Source organism: Halopseudomonas litoralis (assembly GCF_900105005.1).
Lineage (GTDB): Bacteria > Pseudomonadota > Gammaproteobacteria > Pseudomonadales > Pseudomonadaceae > Halopseudomonas > Halopseudomonas litoralis.
In genome coordinates, this window is sequence record NZ_LT629748.1 from 2,916,551 (window position 1) to 2,934,143 (window position 17,593).

12 protein-coding genes are annotated in these 17,593 nt (G+C 61.2%); 3 read left to right on the forward strand and 9 right to left on the reverse strand.

Going from position 1 to position 17,593, the window contains the following annotated elements:
- Positions 1–4 precede the first annotated feature (4 nt).
- Genes aroK through BLU11_RS14000 form a run of 6 tightly spaced genes read right to left on the reverse strand, consistent with a single transcriptional unit; the run spans position 5 to position 5,547 of the window.
- Positions 5–520, reverse strand: coding sequence for a shikimate kinase AroK (aroK, locus tag BLU11_RS13975; protein WP_090274389.1), 516 nt, complete (start codon positions 518–520; stop codon positions 5–7).
- 5 nt (positions 521–525) lie between these two features.
- The gene (gene pilQ, locus BLU11_RS13980; protein WP_090276522.1) at positions 526–2,700 is read right to left on the reverse strand and encodes a type IV pilus secretin PilQ; all 2,175 of its coding nucleotides are present in this window, start codon (positions 2,698–2,700) and stop codon (positions 526–528) included.
- 57 nt (positions 2,701–2,757) lie between these two features.
- Positions 2,758–3,282, reverse strand: coding sequence for a pilus assembly protein PilP (locus tag BLU11_RS13985; protein WP_157718680.1), 525 nt, complete (start codon positions 3,280–3,282; stop codon positions 2,758–2,760).
- A gap of 2 nt (positions 3,283–3,284) precedes the next feature.
- Positions 3,285–3,908: a type IV pilus inner membrane component PilO gene (locus BLU11_RS13990; RefSeq protein ID WP_090274391.1), complete on the reverse strand. Its 624-nt coding sequence runs from the start codon at positions 3,906–3,908 to the stop codon at positions 3,285–3,287.
- Positions 3,905–4,483: a PilN domain-containing protein gene (locus tag BLU11_RS13995; protein ID WP_090274393.1), complete on the reverse strand. Its 579-nt coding sequence runs from the start codon at positions 4,481–4,483 to the stop codon at positions 3,905–3,907. The genes BLU11_RS13990 and BLU11_RS13995 overlap by 4 nt, the downstream gene beginning before the upstream one ends.
- A complete protein-coding gene (locus BLU11_RS14000; protein ID WP_090274395.1) occupies positions 4,483–5,547 on the reverse strand; it encodes a pilus assembly protein PilM in 1,065 nt (354 codons plus the stop codon). Before BLU11_RS14000 ends, BLU11_RS13995 begins: the two co-directional genes overlap by 1 nt.
- Before the next feature lie 185 nt (positions 5,548–5,732).
- On the opposite strand from BLU11_RS14000, the gene BLU11_RS14005 reads away from it, so the two are divergent.
- The 3 genes from BLU11_RS14005 to BLU11_RS14015 all read left to right on the forward strand — a co-directional run bounded on the left by BLU11_RS14005 (position 5,733) and on the right by BLU11_RS14015 (position 13,243).
- Complete coding sequence (locus tag BLU11_RS14005; protein ID WP_090274397.1) at positions 5,733–8,132, forward strand: penicillin-binding protein 1A; 2,400 nt, start codon at positions 5,733–5,735, stop codon at positions 8,130–8,132.
- A 135-nt stretch (positions 8,133–8,267) separates the two neighbouring features.
- Positions 8,268–9,959 carry an AMP-binding protein gene (locus BLU11_RS14010; RefSeq protein WP_090274400.1) on the forward strand — a complete coding sequence of 564 codons (1,692 nt, stop codon included), beginning with the start codon at positions 8,268–8,270 and terminating at the stop codon, positions 9,957–9,959.
- On the forward strand, positions 9,959–13,243 hold the full coding sequence (locus BLU11_RS14015; protein WP_090274402.1) for a carboxyl transferase domain-containing protein: 3,285 nt from the start codon (positions 9,959–9,961) through the stop codon (positions 13,241–13,243). Before BLU11_RS14010 ends, BLU11_RS14015 begins: the two co-directional genes overlap by 1 nt.
- Positions 13,244–13,254: 11 nt before the next feature.
- Here the strand turns inward: BLU11_RS14015 and BLU11_RS14020 are convergent, their stop codons facing one another.
- Genes BLU11_RS14020 through cydB form a run of 3 tightly spaced genes read right to left on the reverse strand, consistent with a single transcriptional unit; the run spans position 13,255 to position 17,592 of the window.
- Positions 13,255–14,886 (reverse strand): amino acid ABC transporter ATP-binding/permease protein, encoded by a 1,632-nt coding sequence (locus BLU11_RS14020; protein ID WP_157718681.1) that lies wholly within the window; start codon positions 14,884–14,886, stop codon positions 13,255–13,257.
- A complete protein-coding gene (cydD, locus tag BLU11_RS14025; protein ID WP_231702209.1) occupies positions 14,879–16,531 on the reverse strand; it encodes a thiol reductant ABC exporter subunit CydD in 1,653 nt (550 codons plus the stop codon). Before cydD ends, BLU11_RS14020 begins: the two co-directional genes overlap by 8 nt.
- 59 nt (positions 16,532–16,590) lie before the next feature.
- Complete coding sequence (gene cydB / locus BLU11_RS14030) at positions 16,591–17,592, reverse strand: cytochrome d ubiquinol oxidase subunit II (RefSeq protein ID WP_090274408.1); 1,002 nt, start codon at positions 17,590–17,592, stop codon at positions 16,591–16,593.
- Position 17,593 lies beyond the last annotated feature (1 nt).

Genomic DNA, 17,593 nt, shown 5'->3' on the forward strand with positions numbered 1-17,593 from the left:
ATACCTAGCTCAACTCTTTATCGAGCTGGGCCATGATGGTATTGACCACCACTCGGGGGCCACGCTGGTCGGTATCGATGGTGAGGTGGGCAATTTCCCGGTACAGCGGATCGCGACGGGCCATCAGATCGCGCAGTACCGTTTCCGGGTCGGCGGTCTGCAGCAGCGGTCGCTGGCGGTCCTTGCTGGTGCGCTGAAGCTGCTGGTCGACACTGGTACGCAGATAGACTACCAGGCCGTTGTCCGCCAGTGCCCGACGATTGGCCTCACGCATGACCACACCGCCACCGGTGGCAAGAACGATCCCCTGTTCCTGCACCAGCTCGGCGATCATGGCTTCTTCACGCTCGCGGAAGCCGGTTTCCCCCTCCACATCGAAGATCCACGGGATATCGGCGCCGGTTCTGGCTTCGATTTCCCGGTCTGAATCCTTGAAGGGGTATCTGAGTTCCTTGGCAAGCAGACGCCCGATGGTACTTTTACCAGCTCCCATCGGGCCTATCAGAAAGACATTACGCAACGCGGTTACCTGGCAAGGCTGATGGCTCCGTTATTGATGATGCGCGGAGTCAGGAATACCAGCAGCTCGGTCTTGCTCTCAAAGCTGATATCACGCCGGAACGCTCTGCCAACGATGGGCAGGTCGCCCAGGAAAGGTACCTTTTCCTGACTCTTCTGCGATTCACTGGAGAATACACCACCAATGACGATGGTTTCACCATCGGCGACCAGAATCTTGGCATTGACCTCGTTCTTGCGGATGGTCGGCACACCATTTACTTCCCTGGTGAAGTCCGGCTCATCCTTGGTCACGATGACTTCCATGATCACCTGATTGTCCGGGGTGATCTGCGGGGTCACTTCCAGCGATAGTACCGCCTCGGCGAAGGCAGTAGTAGTGGCGCCGCTGGAGCTGGCTTCCTGGTAGGGAATTTCCGAACCTTTGAGGATCTTTGCGGTTTCCTTGTCCGAGGTAACGACCTTGGGCTGGGAAATGATTTCGCCGTTACCGGTGCTTTCCATGGCCGACAGTTGCAGATCGAGAATGGTATTGTCAGTAATGAAACCGATACCGATACCCGAGGTGGCGCCCAGCACGCCCATATCAACGAAGGGGGTATTCAGTGGAATTTCCGGAATACCGATGAAGCCAGCAGTATTGCGCGAGACTTCCTGGGTAGAGCCGTCGGGGTTGGTGACTGTGATCGGATTGGGATCCTCGGCAACTCCCATATTCCCATCCTTGCCATACGCATTGAAGCGGCTTCCCAGGTTCACGTTACCGCCCCAACGCACGCCCAGCGCCTTGTCGAAGCCGACGTTGGCCTCAACGATACGCGCCTCGATCATTACCTGACGTACCGGAATATCCAGCTGGGTAACGATACGACGCAGCTCGTCGAGTTTGGTCTGGGTTTCCAGAGCAATGATGCTGTTGGTACGATCATCCACGGTGATCGAACCACGCTGCTCACCTTCGCCGGCGGTGACCGAGGCAAACAGGGTGGCTATATCCGATGCCTTGGCATAGTTGACCTGAATCAGCTCACGACGCAGCGGCGCCAGTTCGGCGATCTGCTTCTGTGATTCCAGCTCCTGACGCTCACGGGCGGCAATTTCTTCAGCCGGCGCAACCAGAAGCACGTTGCCGATCTGGCGCTTGTCCAGACCTTTGGTTTTCAGTACCAGATCCAGCGCCTGATCCCAGGGCACGTTCTGCAGACGCAGGGTGATGCTGCCCTGCACGGTGTCACTGGCCACCAGGTTCAGGTCGGTGAAATCGGCAATCAGCTGCAGCACCGAGCGCACTTCAATATCCTGAAAGTTCAGCGACAGCTTCTCGCCGGTATAGGAAAACGCATCGGCGCGACGCTGTTCAACCTCGGTCTGGCTGAGCGGCTTGAAGCTCACGATCAGCCGGCTCTCGGCCTGATATACCAGATGCTCATAAAAGCCGGTCGGCTCGATGGTGATGCTGGCGTCGCTGCCGGAAGTGCTGGCATTGACGAAGTTGACTGGCGTAGCAAAATCCTTGACGTCCAGACGTACCCGCAGCTCATCGGGCAGGCTGGTATTGGGGAAGTTCAAACGTACACGGCCGCCCTGCTCCTCAACATCCACGCGGATGGACGGGTCAGAGAGATCGACGATGACGTTACCTTCGCCCTGGTCTCCGCGCTGGAAATCCAGGCTGCGGATGGCCGGCCCTCGAGATACCGCTGCAGGACTGCTGACCGCGGGCTGGTCGCTGCCGCGCCAGTTATTGCCGGCCTGTGCAGGTGCCACTGGTGCCGCGGGTGCCGCTGCATAGCCGGGCGCCTTGTCAGCACCGACCATGATGAACAGATTATTACCGTCAACACGGGTGGTATAGGGTGCCAGATCGGTCAGATTGATGATCAGACGAGTTCGATCATTGGCTTCAACCACGGTGAGGCTGCGCGCATTACCCAGCCCCAGCTCGCGAGAACGCTCGCCCAGCTTGTTCTTCACACCGGGCAGATCAATGGCAATCCGGGCCGGTTGCTCAATCGTGTAGCCTTTCGGCGCAGCCGCAACCGGCTCATCGAAGGACAGCTTGAGTTCCACCCGCTCTCCCGGCAGCGAAGCCACATCAATATTTTGAAGATCGGCGGCAAGAGCCAGCGGGCTGAGCAGCGCAAGCACGGCTGCGAATGAAAACTTCCTGGTTAGAGGCATTTGATTGCGTTCCACGCGTGACTGTTTACAGTTCATGTTATCTCTCCCTGGTTGACCTTATCCGCGCTCAGGCAAGCTGAGGGTACGCGGCCGCTCCAACCAACCACCTTCACCGTCCGGCACTATCTCGACCACATCGACACGACCTTCCTCGATGCTGGCAACCCGGCCGTGGTTTCGACCCAGATAGTCACCGACTTTGACTCTGTGCACGCTTCCCGCGCCACGGATGAGCGCCTGCATGCCCTGCTGATTGCTGAGCACACCGACCATCTCGAACCCTTCGATATTGAAGCCCTCGAGGAACTGTCGAACTCTGTTTTCATCCGGCTTGATATCCTGCGAACCTTTCTGTCGCTGCGTCAGATCGACACGAATCGGCGGCTGGAAAGGGCTGCGCAGGGACGAAGCGCTGTAGGTGAATGCCTCATAGGGTTTGAACCGGGGCAGCGGCTCGATCTTGCCTGCTGGACGCGCCCGGGTCTCTTCCATGAACACCTGCAGATCGCTGAAATCGTTGCCACCGCAGCCGCCAAGCAGCACCGCGCTCAGCATTACCACGCAGGTTAATTGTTTATGCATGCTCATTCTTGGCCCTCCGCATCATGATAGCGGTAGGTTTTCGCCAGGATGTTCATCTTCAGCAGGTCGGGATTGCCCTCGCTGAGCGGCACGATATCGAAATCGTGCAGCGTGACGATGCGCGGCAGACCGGCAACACTGCTGACGAAAGTCGCGATATCGTGATAGTTGCCCTGCACCACGATGCGGATCGGCAGTTCGATATAGAACTGCTGAGCCACTTCCGGTTGCAGGGTTATGGATTCGAACTCGAGACCGCTGTTCAGGCCCATCTGGGTGATATCTTCAAGCAGGCCCGGCACTTCGGTGTCGCTGGGCAGCTGCTTGAGCAGCGTACCAAAGCGCTCCTCGATTTCGACCAGCTGTTCCTTGTAGGCATCCAGATTGGCAGCCCTGAAGGACTTGTCTGCAAACTCCTTGCGCAGCGTCACTTCCTGACCCTTGGTACGTTCAAGACTGGTCTGCAGGTCCTTCAGGTGAAAGTGGTAACCGAGAAACAGCAGTACCGCGAAGACGAGTATGCCGACGATCACCTTCAACGCCGCAGGCCACGATCCTATATTGTTGAAGTCAAGATCGTTGATATCGACCTTCTTCAAGCTTTCCATGGATTGAGCAAAACTCATTGCTGCTGTTCTCCCTCAGCGGCTGGCGCACCCGGCTCGGTCTGGCGGACCGACATCTCGAATACGTTGGCCTGATCCAATGCTCCCTGGGTAACCGCTTTCACTGCGGTCAGATTCGGTGATGCCAGCCAGTCGGAAGCGTCCATCTGGCGCATGAGATTGGAAACCCGGCTGTTCGACTCGGCGCCGCCCTTGATGCTGATCACCGGCCCCTTCATGTTCACCGAGGTGAAATAGACGCCCTCGGGCAATGTGCGCGCCATTTCGTCGAAGACGCGGACGATGATGGGGCGGTTGCCTTGCAGGTCCTGGATGATCTTCATCCGGTCGAGCAGCTGGGTCCGACGGGCCTGCAGCTGTTCGATTTCCTTGATGCGTCCATCCAGCAGGCTGATTTCCTTACGCAGGAAATCATTGCGGGCATTCTGCTGATCGATCTTGCCGCTCAGATTGCGATCGCCGAGGAATATCAGCAGACCGGAAAACAGGACGATGAGCACCAGGATGCTGAGAAATTGCTTCTTGCGCTCTTCCCTGAGCTGCTCGCGCCAGGGTAACAGGTTAATGCGAGCCATCAGTCGAAACTCCTCATTGCCAGACCACAGGCGATCATCAGTGCCGGCGCGTCATTGCTGAGCGCTACCGCATTCACCTTGTTCGACAGGGTCATATTTGCAAAGGGGTTGGCCACCAGAGTGGTGGTGCCGAGTTTCTGCTGGATCAACTGGTCCAAGCCCGGGATCGAAGCAGTACCACCGGCAAGCAGGATGTAGTCCACATCGTGGAACTGACCACCGGCAAAGAAGAACTGCAGAGAACGCGAAACCTGCTGTGCGACTGCATCCTTGAACGGCCCCAGCACTTCGCCTTCATAGTCATCCGGTAGCCCGCCCTGCTTCTTGGCAAGACCGGCTTCGTCCTGGGACAAGCCGTAGCGGCGCTGGATCTCGTCGGTCAGTTGCTTGCCGCCGAACAGCTGCTCACGGGTATAGATGGTGCGCCCTTCGCTCAACACGCTCAGGGTCATCATGGTCGCGCCGATATCGATCACCGCAATGGTCAGCTCGCTCGGATCGCCGTTGAGCTGATCGATCACCAGTTCGCAGGCACGCTCCATGGCGTAGGCCTCGACTTCGACGACTTTCACATCGATGCCGGCAAGCGCCAGCGCGGCCTCACGGATATCGACATTTTCCCGGCGACAGGCGGCCAACAACACCTCGACTCGTTCGGGATTGCGCGGCGAGACACCCTGCACCTCGAAGTCGATGGAGACCTCGTCAAGCGGGTAGGGAATGTACTGATCAGCTTCCAGCTTGATCTGTTCTTCCATCTCGTCGTCATCGAGGCCGGCGTCCATCTCGATGATCTTGGTGATCACCGCCGACCCAGCCACGGCCACGGCCGCCTGTTTCAGAGACGTACGCGAACGTGCCAGCACCTTTTCCAGGGTCTGACCCACGCCTTCGAGCTCGATTATGTTCTTTTCCGCCACGGCACCCGGTGGAAGAGGTTCCACCGCGTACGCTTCCACCTTGTAGCGGTTTCCTGAGCGGCTGAGTTCAAGCAGTTTCACGGTGGTGGAACTGATATCGACACCCAGCAGCGTATTCGCTTTCTTCTTGATAAGCCCTAGCACAGCCAATTCCCTATCAGCATCCGCCACTTACGGGCGGTTTATATTTAACCGCATTAAATAACAGTCCTTGTCCCAGTGCAAATGGCTAAACCCAAAAAAATACGCTTATAATGCGGACTGTTAACCCGTTCTCATCACTATCTTACATTCACCGGCTTATTCAACAGGGAATGATCAGATCCCTCATGCGCGTGCTAATCATCCTGTTCTGGCTGCTCGTCGCTATCGCAAGTGCTCCTTTACTCGCGCTCAGCGGCGTCGCTCTGTATCTGACTCCGGCATTACCAGATGTAGATACACTGCGCGATGTCAAATTGCAAACTCCATTGCGCATTTACAGCGCAGACCACAAGCTGATCGCCGAATACGGCGAAATGCGGCGTTTACCAATAAGCTTCGAGCAGGTTCCTCAGGGCTTCATCGATGCCATCCTGGCGGCTGAGGATGATAACTTCCTCAATCATCATGGGGTCGACCCCATGAGCCTGCTGCGAGCGACTTCGGAGTTGCTGACTACCGGGCAGATCCAGACCGGCGGCAGCACCATCACCATGCAGGTGGCAAAAAACTACTTCCTGACCAGCGACCGGGTGTTTTCACGCAAGCTCAACGAGATCCTGCTGGCGCTGCAGATCGAACGCAATCTCAGCAAGCGGGAAATCTTCGAGCTGTACGTCAACAAGATCTACCTCGGTAATCGCGCCTACGGGATCGAGGCCGCCGCCCATGTGTATTACGGCAAGCCGATTTCAGAACTGCCATTGGCCCAGCTGGCCATGATCGCCGGTCTGCCGAAAGCGCCGTCCGCGTACAACCCCGTCGCCAATCCCGAACGGGCCAAGATCCGCCGTGACTGGATTCTGCAGCGCATGTTGTATCTGGGCAGCATCGACCAGGCCGCCCATGATGAGGCCGTGGCGGCGCCGATCACAGCGCGCAACCATGGCGCCAACCCTGAGCTGGAAGCGCCCTATGTGGCAGAGATGGCTCGCCTGGAAATGATCGAACGGTTTGGCACGGAGGCCTACACCGACGGCTATTATGTGTATACCTCGGTCGATAGCCGCCTGCAGACGCTGGCCAACCAAGCTTTGCGCGGCGGCCTGATCACTTACGATCAGCGCCACGGCTACCGCGGCCCGGAAGCTCGTCACCCTGACGCCAGTGCGCAGCAACTGCCGGAACTGCTCAAACCCTATCGCAGTGTGGGTGGTCTGCGCCCGGCGATCGTCAGCGAGGTCGACTCTGACTCCGCAAAGATCATGCTGGGCAATGGCGACAGCGGTACCATCGCCTGGGAAGCCATGCGCTGGGCTCGGCCGTACCTTAGCGCCAACAGTATGGGCCCGAACCCGCGCCAGCCGGCTGACATCCTGCAGCCCGGCGACGTAATACGCGTTCAGCGGTTGGAGGAAGACGGGCAGTACAAGCTGGCGCAGGTACCCAAGGCACAGAGTGCGCTGGTGGTTCTGTCGCCCCAGGATGGCAGCATCCAGGCGTTGACTGGCGGCTTTTCCTTTCTGCAGAGCAACTACAATCGTGTTACACAGGCGCGCCGGCAACCGGGCTCGTCATTCAAGCCATTCCTCTACAGCGCCGCACTGGATCACGGCTATACGCCCGCCAGTCTGACCAATGACGCCCCGTTGGTGTTCAACGATGGCAGTCAGAACGATGAGTGGCGGCCAAGCAACTCCAGCGGCGACTTCCTCGGCCCGATCCGGCTGCGCGAAGCGTTCTACCGGTCACGCAACCTGGTCTCGATTCGCCTGATGCAGGACATCGGTGTGGATGAGGCCTTGACCTATATGGAACGCTTCGGCTTCAGCCGCGAGGAGCTGCCGCGCAACCTGTCCGCGTCGCTGGGCACCCCTGAACTGACTCCGCTGCAGATCGCCACGGGCTATGCCGTCATCGCCAGCGGTGGCCATGCGGTCAAGCCATGGCTGATCGAGCGCATCGAGAACAGCGAACAGAAGGTGATCGACTTCGCCCGCCCGGCAGTCACGCCGCAGGCGCTGGCCGACCAGCAACGCCGGATCGATGCCTATGTCGGGCTGACACCCGGCCAGACGCCGCCCGAGGCCGAGCTCGCACCTGAGGTAATCGACCCGCGCACGGCCTATCAGATGACCAGCATGCTCAAGGACGTCATCACCCGAGGCACCGGCTCGCGCGCGCGGACCATGCAGCGCAGCGATATCGGCGGCAAGACCGGCACCACCAATGAACAGAAAGATGGCTGGTTCGCCGGATTCAACAGCGATTATGTAGCAACGGTATGGGTCGGCTTCGATCAGCCCAGCACCCTCGGCCGCCGCGAATATGGCAGCACCACTGCACTGCCGATCTGGGTGCAGTTCATGAGCGACGCGCTGAAAGACAAACCCGAGCACAGCCAGCCGCAGCCCGATGGCCTGGTGACGACCCGCGTTGACCCCATGACCGGCCGCAGCGCCCGTCCGGGCACACCCGGCGCCTTCCTGGAGGTTTTCAAGGAAGAGGACGTACCGCCACCGACCAGCGAGCTGGAAGCTGGCGGCTACAGCAGCGACGGAGGCATCACCCCTCTGGAATTGTTCTGACAGCCAAAATGCATTTGCGTGGCATACCATAAGCACCGGTACTGCCCCGCCATTCGCCACGGCAAGCTTGCTGCTTTTCGTACCCAACCGCTCTACTCTGACCTTGCTCCTACAATAACAAGCAAGGTGTCGAACATGCATGAGCATGAATATCTTGAGCGTCTGCGCGAGCTTCAGCGCCAGGCCTGGCCCGCTGGTCACGCCACCGAACCGCAGTATCCGCTGGGCCAGCGCCCGCTGACCGACTACCTGCGCCATTGGGCCGAGGTATCACCGGACAAGCCCGCCGTCCGTTATTACGGTCATGATCTGAGCTATGCCGAACTGCACGAGCTGAGCGACCGCTTCGCCGCCCTGTTGCTGGATCAGGGCGTACAGCCCGGCGACCGCGTTGCCGTATTCATGCCCAACTGTCCGCAACTGCACCTGGTGTTCTATGGCATTCTCAAGGCCGGCGCGGTACACGCCCCGGTCAGCCCGATGGCCACACCGACCGAGCTGGCCTACCAGTTGCAGGATTGTGGAGCCAGCGTCATGGTCTGTCTCGACCAACTGCTGCCAGTAGTGCGCCAGGCTGCCAGCGACACGCAGTTACGCGTGCTGATCAGCACCAGCCTGTCGGAAATCTGCCCCGCCGAACCGCCATTTGCCGTACCGGAACTGCTGCAGGCGCCCAAGCTTCCGGTTACCGACAGCATCGATCTGCTGCCGGCTCTCGCGGCAACTGAACCCCGAGCAGAGCTTCCCGAGCCGCAGCTCGACAGCATCGCCGCGCTGAACTATACCGGCGGCACCACCGGCCTGCCCAAAGGCTGTATCCATACCCATGGCGACATGCTCTACACCTGCGCCAGCTTCCTGCCCGCCGCGCTGGGACTGGACAATGAGCGCGTCAGCCTGAACTTCATGCCCGAATTCTGGATCGCCGGGGAAAACGCCGGGTTGCTGTTCCCGGTCTTCGGCGGCACCACCCTGGTATTGCTGGCACGCTGGGACCCGCTGGCCTTCATGGGTGCAGTGCAGCATTACCGGGTCAACCACTGCGGATTGCTGGTCGACAGCGCCGCAGAAATCCTCGATCATCCGCAGCGCGACGAGTTTGACCTCAGCTCCCTGAGCGTCACCAGCTGTGTCTCCTTCATCAAGAAACTCACCCCGGAGTACCGCCGCCGCTGGCGTGAGCTGACCGGTTGCACCCTGTTCGAAACCAGCTTCGGCATGACCGAAACCCATACCTGTGACACCTTCACCGCCGGCCTGCAGGACGATGACTTCGACCTCAAGTCCGCACCGACCTTCGTTGGCCTGCCGGTGCCCGGCACCGAGTTCAAGGTCTGCGATTTTGCCACCGGCGAACTGCTGCCGTTGGGCAGTGAAGGCGAGCTGCTGGTGCGTACACCCTCTCTGCTCAAGGGCTACTGGAACAAACCCGAAGCCAGCGCCGACGCATTGCGCGATGGCTGGTTGCACACCGGTGACAGTGGCGTCATCACCGAACAGGGCTTCATTCGCTACCTGGGCCGGCGCAAGGAAATGCTCAAGGTCAATGGCATGAGCGTGTTCCCCAGCGAATTGGAAGCCATGCTCGGCCAACACCCGGGCATTCTCGCTTGCGCAGTGATCGGCCGCCCGGATGAGCAGCGCGGTGAAACACCGGTGGCTTTTATCATCGCCAAACCGGGCACCGATCTGAGCGCGGAAACATTGCGGGAGTGGTGCCACGAGGTCATGGCCATCTACAAGGTGCCGGAGGTCAGACTGGTTGATTCGCTACCCATGACCGCTACTGGCAAAGTGAAAAAGAACGAACTACAGGAATGGATCTGATGCCCTTCAAACGTCTGCTGATTGCCAACCGCGGCGAAATCGCCATCCGCCTGGCCCGCGCTGCGGCTGAATTGGATATCCCCAGTGTGGCGGTGTATTCCGAAGACGACGCGGGCTCGCTGCACCTGCGCAAGGCTGATGTCGCTGTAGGGCTGCAAGGGCGTGGCGCCACAGCCTACCTCGACGGCCCGCAGCTGATTGCCATTGCCCAGGCGCATGGCTGTGACGCCATTCACCCGGGCTACGGCTTTCTCAGCGAAAACGCCGGGTTCGCCCGCGCTTGCACCGAGGCGGGCATCACCTTTGTCGGGCCCGACGCCGAGGTGCTGGAGCTGTTCGGTGACAAGGCCAGTGCCAGACGCCTGGCCATCAAGCACGACGTACCGCTGATACCTGGCACCAACCAGGCCACCGATCTGGAGCAGGCGAAAGCTTTCATGGCCGGCTTGCCAAGCGGCGCCGCTGTCATGCTCAAGGCCCTGGCCGGTGGTGGCGGACGCGGCATGCGCGCGGTGCACAGCATCGACGAACTGGACCAGGCCTTTGCCCGCTGCAGCTCCGAGGCACGCGCGGCCTTCGGTAATGGCGATCTCTACATCGAGCGGCTGATCCGCCGCGCCCGGCATATCGAGATTCAGATCATTGGCGATGGCCGCACCGTGAGCCACCTCTGGGAGCGGGACTGTACCTTGCAGCGGCGCAACCAGAAAGTAATGGAAGTGGCACCCGCGCCGGGGCTCGATCCCGCGCTGCGTGAACGCCTGCTGGCTGCCGCCGTAACGCTGACCGGTGCCGTCGGCTATCGTGGTCTGTGCACTGTGGAGTTCCTGGTTGACGAAGATAGCGGCGACTTCGTCTTCATGGAGGCCAACCCGCGCATTCAGGTCGAGCACACGGTGACCGAAGCCGTTACCGGGCTGGATCTGGCCCAGCTGCAGATTCGCCTGGCGGCGGGCGCCAGCCTGGTCGATCTCGACGTGGAACAATCACGCATTGCAGCGCCACGCGGTTACGCCGTGCAGTTGCGTATCAATCTGGAAAACATGCAGCCCGACGGCAGCGCCAGCCCCACCGGCGGCACCATCACCGCCTACGAAGCGCCCAGCGGCCATGGTGTGCGCGTTGACGGCTATGGTTACAGCGGTTACACCACCAATCCGGCCTTCGACTCGCTCTTGGCCAAACTGATCGTGCATGCCGCATCCGACTACAAAACGGTGTTGCGCCGGGCCTACCGCGCGCTCTGCGAATTCCGACTCGAGGGTGTCGCCAGCAACATGCCGTTCCTGCAGAGCCTGCTGCAGCATCCTCAGGTGCGCAGCAACGAGGTCACCACAGGCTTCATCGAAGCGCACGCTGCCACGCTGATCGGCGCTGATAATACAATCCACCCGCAGCTGTATGCCGCGAGCCAGATAACCGCAGGCCAAAACCTGTCAGCTCAACAGGTGGCGCCTGACGGCAGTCAACCGCTGAGCGCACCGGTGCAGGGCGTATTGGTGAGCATGGATGTTCAAGCCGGGGACGAAGTGGTCATTGGCCAGCCGTTGGCGGTCATGGAGTCGATGAAAATGGAGTTCGTGATCAAGGCCGATTGCAGCGGCATCATTCGCGCACTCGCCGCCGCTCCGGGGGGCAATCTGTTCGAAGGCAGTCCGCTGCTGTTCATCGAACCGAACGGCGTTGAGCAAGTACAGCAGACCAGCGAAGAGCAGCTGGATCTGCAGCATATCCGCACCGATCTTGACGAGGTTCTGCAGCGCCGCGCGGATCTGACCGATGCCCGGCGCCCCGAAGCCGTAGCCAAACGCCGCAAGACCGGTCAGCGTACCGCCCGCGAGAATCTCGCCGAGCTGCTGGATGAGGGCAGCTTCATGGAATACGGTGGCTTCGCCCTGGCCGCACAGCGCACTCGGCGCAGCCATGAGGAACTGTTGAAGATGAGCCCGGCCGACGGTCTGATCGCCGGTATCGGCGCGGTCAACAGTGACCTGTTTGATGCCGAAACCGCCCGATGCATGGCCATGAGTTATGACTACACGGTCTTCGCCGGCACCCAGGGCGTGATGAACCACAAGAAGACCGACCGCATGCTGGCCCTGGCGGAACAGTGGCGCCTGCCGCTGGTGTTCTTTGCCGAAGGCGGCGGCGGACGACCAGGCGATGTGGACAAGGTCGGTGTCGCCGGACTGGATTGCACTACCTTCATGCGCATGGCCAGGCTCAGCGGCCAGGTGCCGCTGGTCGGCGTGGTATCCGGTCGCTGCTTTGCCGGCAACGCTGCGTTGCTCGGCTGTTGCGATGTGATCATCGCCACCGAGAATGCCAGCATCGGCATGGCGGGCCCCGCCATGATCGAAGGCGGCGGACTCGGTCGCTTCACCCCGGAACAGGTCGGCCCGACCGGTGTGCAAGGGCCCAACGGGGTGATCGACGTGCTGGTCAAGGATGAAGCCGAAGCCACCCGCGCAGCCAAGCAGTACCTGTCCTATTTCCAGGGCGATCTGACCACGAGCGAATGTGCCGATCAACGCCTGCTGCGCCACCTGATTCCGGAAAACCGTCTGCGCGTCTATGACATCCGCCAGGTCATCGAGGCGCTGGCCGATACCGATTCGGTGCTGGAGCTGCGTCGTCAGTTTGCCCCAGGCATGATCACCGCGCTGATCCGTATCGGCGGCAAGCCCTTCGGGCTGATGGCCAACAATCCGATGCACCTGGGCGGAGCCATCGATGCGCTGGCAGGAGACAAGGCGGCGCGCTTCATGCAGCTGTGTCAGGCCCATGGTCTGCCCATGGTATCGCTGTGCGACACCCCCGGTTTCATGGTCGGACCGGATGCCGAGCAACAGGCCACGGTGCGCCATGTATCGCGCATGTTCGTCACTGCGGCCAGCCTGAACATTCCCTTCTTCACCGTGGTGCTGCGCAAGGGCTACGGCCTTGGCGCTCAGGCCATGGCGGCCGGCAGCTTTCACGCACCGATGTTCACCATCGGTTGGCCGAGCAGTGAGTTCGGCGCCATGGGCCTGGAAGGTGCGGTGCGACTGGGCTATGCCAAGGAATTGGCTGCGCTGGAAGACCCCGCCGAACAGCAGGCGTTATTCGACAAGCTGGTAGGCGAGCTGTATGCCCGCGGCAAAGGTCTGAGCATGGCCAGCTTCCTGGAGATCGATGCGGTCATCGACCCGGTGGAAACCCGGGATTGGCTGCTGCGAGGGTTGAGTTCGGCGCCGCCGGAGTCGCTGCAGGCGGGCACCCGGCCGTTTGTTGATACCTGGTAGTAGCCGGTGCGCTATATGCGCAGCCACTGCAACCCCTCAGCCATGACCGGCTGGTGACTGGCGATCAACAGCAGCCCCTGCTGTTGACGCCGCACCAGCGCCGCCATTACCTGTTCGCGGGAAGCGGCGTCCAGTCCGGCGAAGGGCTCGTCGAGCAGCAGTATCGGCCTCTCGGCCAGCAGCAGCCGCGCCAGCGCAATACGCCGCGCCTGGCCACCGGAGACCGCCGAGCCCAACTCACCGGGCAACAGTTGCAATTGCTGTGGCTGCCCCCTGACCCACTCCGCCAGAGCGACGTCCTCCAGCACCTGCCATAACTGTTCATCACTTGCCTGCGGGTTACCCAGACGCAGGTTGGCGGCCAGCGGCAGGGTGAAGATATCGATGTCCTGGGGCAGATAACCGATCACCTCCCGCAGGTCCCAGCCGGCCAGAGGCTGACCATTGAGCAGACATGCCCCACGGGACTCCATGTCCTCACCCGCCAATAGCTGCAGTAGCGTGGACTTTCCACCTCCGGACGGCCCCTGCACGAGCAGCGTCTCGCCCTGCGTCAGTTGCAGATCGATATTGTCTGGGCCATTCAACGCACCCGGCCAGCGTGCGCTGACAGAGGATAGCTGCAGCGACCAGGGCGCCTGCGGCCGCGCTGCCGATGAGTGTGACGGCGCGTCCTCACCCGCCAGGGCATTCAACCGGTCCCGCGCCGCCTGGCTCAACCCCAGCGCGATAAAACTGCCCGCCAGTGGCAGCAGCGCCTCATACAAGCCGAGCACTGTCAGCAGCGCAGCGAGCAACAAGGGCACCGACAATATCCCTTCCGCCATCAACGGCTGGCCTTGCCACAATACCGCCAACAAAGCGTACGCCAGCGCCACTTGCTGGAGCAGCGCCATGCGGCTGGTCAGTCGCTGTTGGTGGTCCTGTCGAGCGAGATGCTCACGGTCTCGCTGCATAAATGCCTTGCCACGCTCACTCCAGCGCTGCCAGATCAGCAGCGGAGTCAGCAACTGCAGGCTATCGAGCAGAAACTCCCGGCGCTCTTGCGCGTGGGCAACCTCATCACGTGCCAACCGCCCACCGCGCCAGTAACCCAGCCAGGGCAACAACCACGCCAACAGCAGTCCAGGCAGCGCCGCCAACAACAAGCTGTGATCCAGCAGTGCCAACCAGGCCAGCAGCATCACCAGCAACAGACTGGCCCAGGCCCAGGGCAGCACGACTCGCAACGGAAACTGATCAAGCAGATCGATATCTGCCACCAGCCGGTGCATCGCGCCCGCGCTGCGCAACGGCAGGCGCCGGCGTTGTGCGATGCGACTGAAGAGCTGACTACGCAGGTCTCGCAGCAGTCCCAATGCGGCATTGTGCGAGGCCAGGCGTTCGGTATAGCGGCCCACAGTGCGTGTCAGCGCCAGCAAACGGATGATCGCGGCAGGCACAAAGATATCGAGAGCATAACCAACGCCCGCCACCGCCATGCCAGCAAGTGCCGCCGCCGTGATGAACCAGCCGGAAACTGCCAGCAGCGCTATTGCCGAGAACAGCGTAACCGCGCCGAGCACACCGGCCAGCCACCAGCCACCCAGGCGGCTGTTGAGCAGGCTGCGCAGACGTATCACCGGCTTCTGCTGTTCAGTCATGTTTTTCTTCCAGGCTGACCCGCCGGTCCAGCCAGTCAAGCCCGACCGCATCATGGCTCACCAGCAGCAGGGTACGGCCCCGGCTGAGCCGCTCCAGCAGATCACCGATCAGCTCCGCAGTCTGCGGATCGAGGTGGGCGTGGGGTTCGTCCAACAGCCAGACCCGCGTATCACGCAGCAGCAGCCGGGCCAATGCCAGACGGCTCAACTGACCGCCGGACAGTCCCAGTCCCCGCTCGCCCAACGGCGTTTCGAGCTGCAGCGGCAATTGCCGCAGTAAAGGCCAGAGCCCGACTTCCTGCAGCACGCCGATCAACTCCTGGTCGCTGGCCTGGGGTGCTGCAAGACGCAAGTTGGCTTCTACCGTGCCTGCAACCAGCTCAGGCTGCTGCGCGAGAAACCCCACATACCGGTGCCAGTCACTGCGGCGCACCGCGTTCAGTGGCAGGTCGTCGATCAAGATCTCTCCGGCATGCGCTACAAAGCCGAGTAGCACATGCAGCAGCGTCGACTTGCCACTGCCACTGGACCCTTGCAGCCATACCCGTTCACCTGCAGCCAGCCCCAGACTCAGCGGCCGCAAGCGTGCTGCCGCGCCCGGCAGATCCACGCTGATATCACGACAGGCAATGGAGGGTGCATGGTCGAGCGTCAGCGGTTGGCTGCCGGGGTGCTGCCATACCTCCAACTGCAGCATGGGCAGCAATTCGGCGACCGCACCCTCGGCCTCCGCCTTGGCATGATAGTCAGTGCCCAGCTGACGCAGCGGCGCATAGAACTCCGGTGCCAACAGCAATATGAACAGTGCACTCTGATAGGGAACCGGAATCTCGCCCTGCGCCCAGGGCAGCATGCCGAGCAATCCCATGCCCAGATACAGGGCAACCATGGCGATGGCAATCGAGGCGAACAGTTCCAGTACGGCGCCGGACAGGAAGGCCATGCGCAACACCCGCATGGTCCGGCTGCGGTAGTCTTCGGCGGCCTCTTCGACCGCCTGCTGCGCTGGTCCCAGCGCCTGCAGATGGCGCAGGGTAGCCATGCCGCGCAACAGATCAAGGAAACGCCCGCTCATCTGTCCCAGCGCCACGAATTGACGCCGACTGGCCGTAGCCGCCGCCTGGCCCAGCAGCACCATGAACAGCGGCACCAGAGGGGCAGTCGCCAGCAGCAGCGCAGCGGCCAGCAGGCTATGCCAGGCTGTCGCCAGCAACAACATCAGGGGCACGATGAAAACCAGTTGGCGCTGCACCTGGTAGCGGCTGATATAGCCGTCCAGCGCATCCACCTGCTCCAGCAGGCGACTGCTCAGTTCGGCATCGACCCCCAGCCCACGGCGCGCCGGCCCGAGCATGGCCAGACGTTGCAGCAGCTGCTCACGCAGCTCCTGGCGTGCCCGCAGACTGGCCCGTTGCGACAGGCGTTCGCGGCCGTACTGCAGGCATGGCCGCACTATCAGGCATAGCGGCAAGCCAATCAGCCATGGCCACCATCGAGAAAGTTCGCGCGCCTGCGCAGCGCCCGTTTGCCAGGCAGTCAACCAGTGGCTGAAGAGGCTGGCCAGCAGCCAACTCTGCAGAATAAACAGGCCCGCCGCCGTGACCGCCAGCAACAGCGCAGCATTCAGCAAGCGCCGCTGCGGCACCAGCAACCAGCGCAGCCAGCCATCACTGCCTTCGGGAGCGGATAATCTGCTTGCGCTGTTCAGTGGTAACCCTCACCCACCCGTACCTTGCCGCGGAACACCCAGTAGGTCCACGCGGTATACGCAAGGATCACGGGAATCACGAACAGCATACCGATCAGCAGAAACAGCTGGGAGCCCGGTGCGGAGGCAGCGTCCCACAAGGTATAGTTCGGCGGCACCACATAGGGCCATTTGGTCACCAGCAGGCCAAGGTAGGTGAAGGCGAACATACCCATGGTGGCGACAAAGGGCATGGATTGCTGACGGCGTCGCAGGCTACGCAATACCAGAAAGGCGAACAGCAATGCCAGTAACGGGAAGATCCAGATCAGGCGGATGACGCTGAACCAGCGCTCGAAGGCCGCAGGGTCCACCGCTGGCGTCCACACACTGACCACGGCGAATACCAACAGCACCGCCGCCAGCAGCCAGGGAGCGATACGGTAGGCCCACTGCTGGATGTAACCTTCGGTCTTCATGATCAACCAGGTGCTGCCGAGCAGCGCGTAGCCAGCCAGCAGGCCCAGTCCGGTCAGTACGCTGAAGGGGGTGAGCCATTCCAGCGCACCACCCACATAACGCCCATCCACCGTATTGAAACCCTGGATATAGGCACCCACTACCGCGCCCTGGGCGAAGGACGCCACCATGGAACCACCCGCAAACGCCCAGTTCCACAGATTGCGCGAAGACGTGGCCTTGAAGCGAAACTCGAAGGCCACCCCACGGAAAATCAGCCCCGCCAACAACAGAAATACGCCGATGTACAGTGCCGGCATCAGCACCGAATAGACCAGTGGAAATGCCGCCAGGAGCCCAGCACCACCGAGAACCAGCCAGGTCTCATTGCCATCCCAGACCGGTGCCACCGAGTTCATCATCACGTCGCGCGCATCTTCATCCGGAGCGAAAGGGAACAGAATGCCCACGCCCAGATCGAAGCCGTCCATCAATACGTACATCATGATGCCGAAGGCGATGATCACCGCCCAGATAATGGTCAGGTCGATGCCATGCATG

What these genes read in the sequence shown, in the direction of transcription:
- pilQ (WP_090276522.1), bottom strand. Translation starts at nt 2,700, where the DNA reads ATGCCTCTAACCAGGAAGTTTTCATTCGCAGCCGTGCTTGCGCTGCTC.
- BLU11_RS13985 (WP_157718680.1), bottom strand. Translation starts at nt 3,282, where the DNA reads ATGCATAAACAATTAACCTGCGTGGTAATGCTGAGCGCGGTGCTGCTT.
- BLU11_RS13990 (WP_090274391.1), bottom strand. Translation starts at nt 3,908, where the DNA reads ATGAGTTTTGCTCAATCCATGGAAAGCTTGAAGAAGGTCGATATCAAC.
- BLU11_RS13995 (WP_090274393.1), bottom strand. Translation starts at nt 4,483, where the DNA reads ATGGCTCGCATTAACCTGTTACCCTGGCGCGAGCAGCTCAGGGAAGAG.
- BLU11_RS14005 (WP_090274397.1), top strand. Translation starts at nt 5,733, where the DNA reads ATGCGCGTGCTAATCATCCTGTTCTGGCTGCTCGTCGCTATCGCAAGT.
- BLU11_RS14010 (WP_090274400.1), top strand. Translation starts at nt 8,268, where the DNA reads ATGCATGAGCATGAATATCTTGAGCGTCTGCGCGAGCTTCAGCGCCAG.
- BLU11_RS14015 (WP_090274402.1), top strand. Translation starts at nt 9,959, where the DNA reads ATGCCCTTCAAACGTCTGCTGATTGCCAACCGCGGCGAAATCGCCATC.
- BLU11_RS14020 (WP_157718681.1), bottom strand. Translation starts at nt 14,886, where the DNA reads ATGACTGAACAGCAGAAGCCGGTGATACGTCTGCGCAGCCTGCTCAAC.
- cydB (WP_090274408.1), bottom strand. Translation starts at nt 17,592, where the DNA reads ATGCATGGCATCGACCTGACCATTATCTGGGCGGTGATCATCGCCTTC.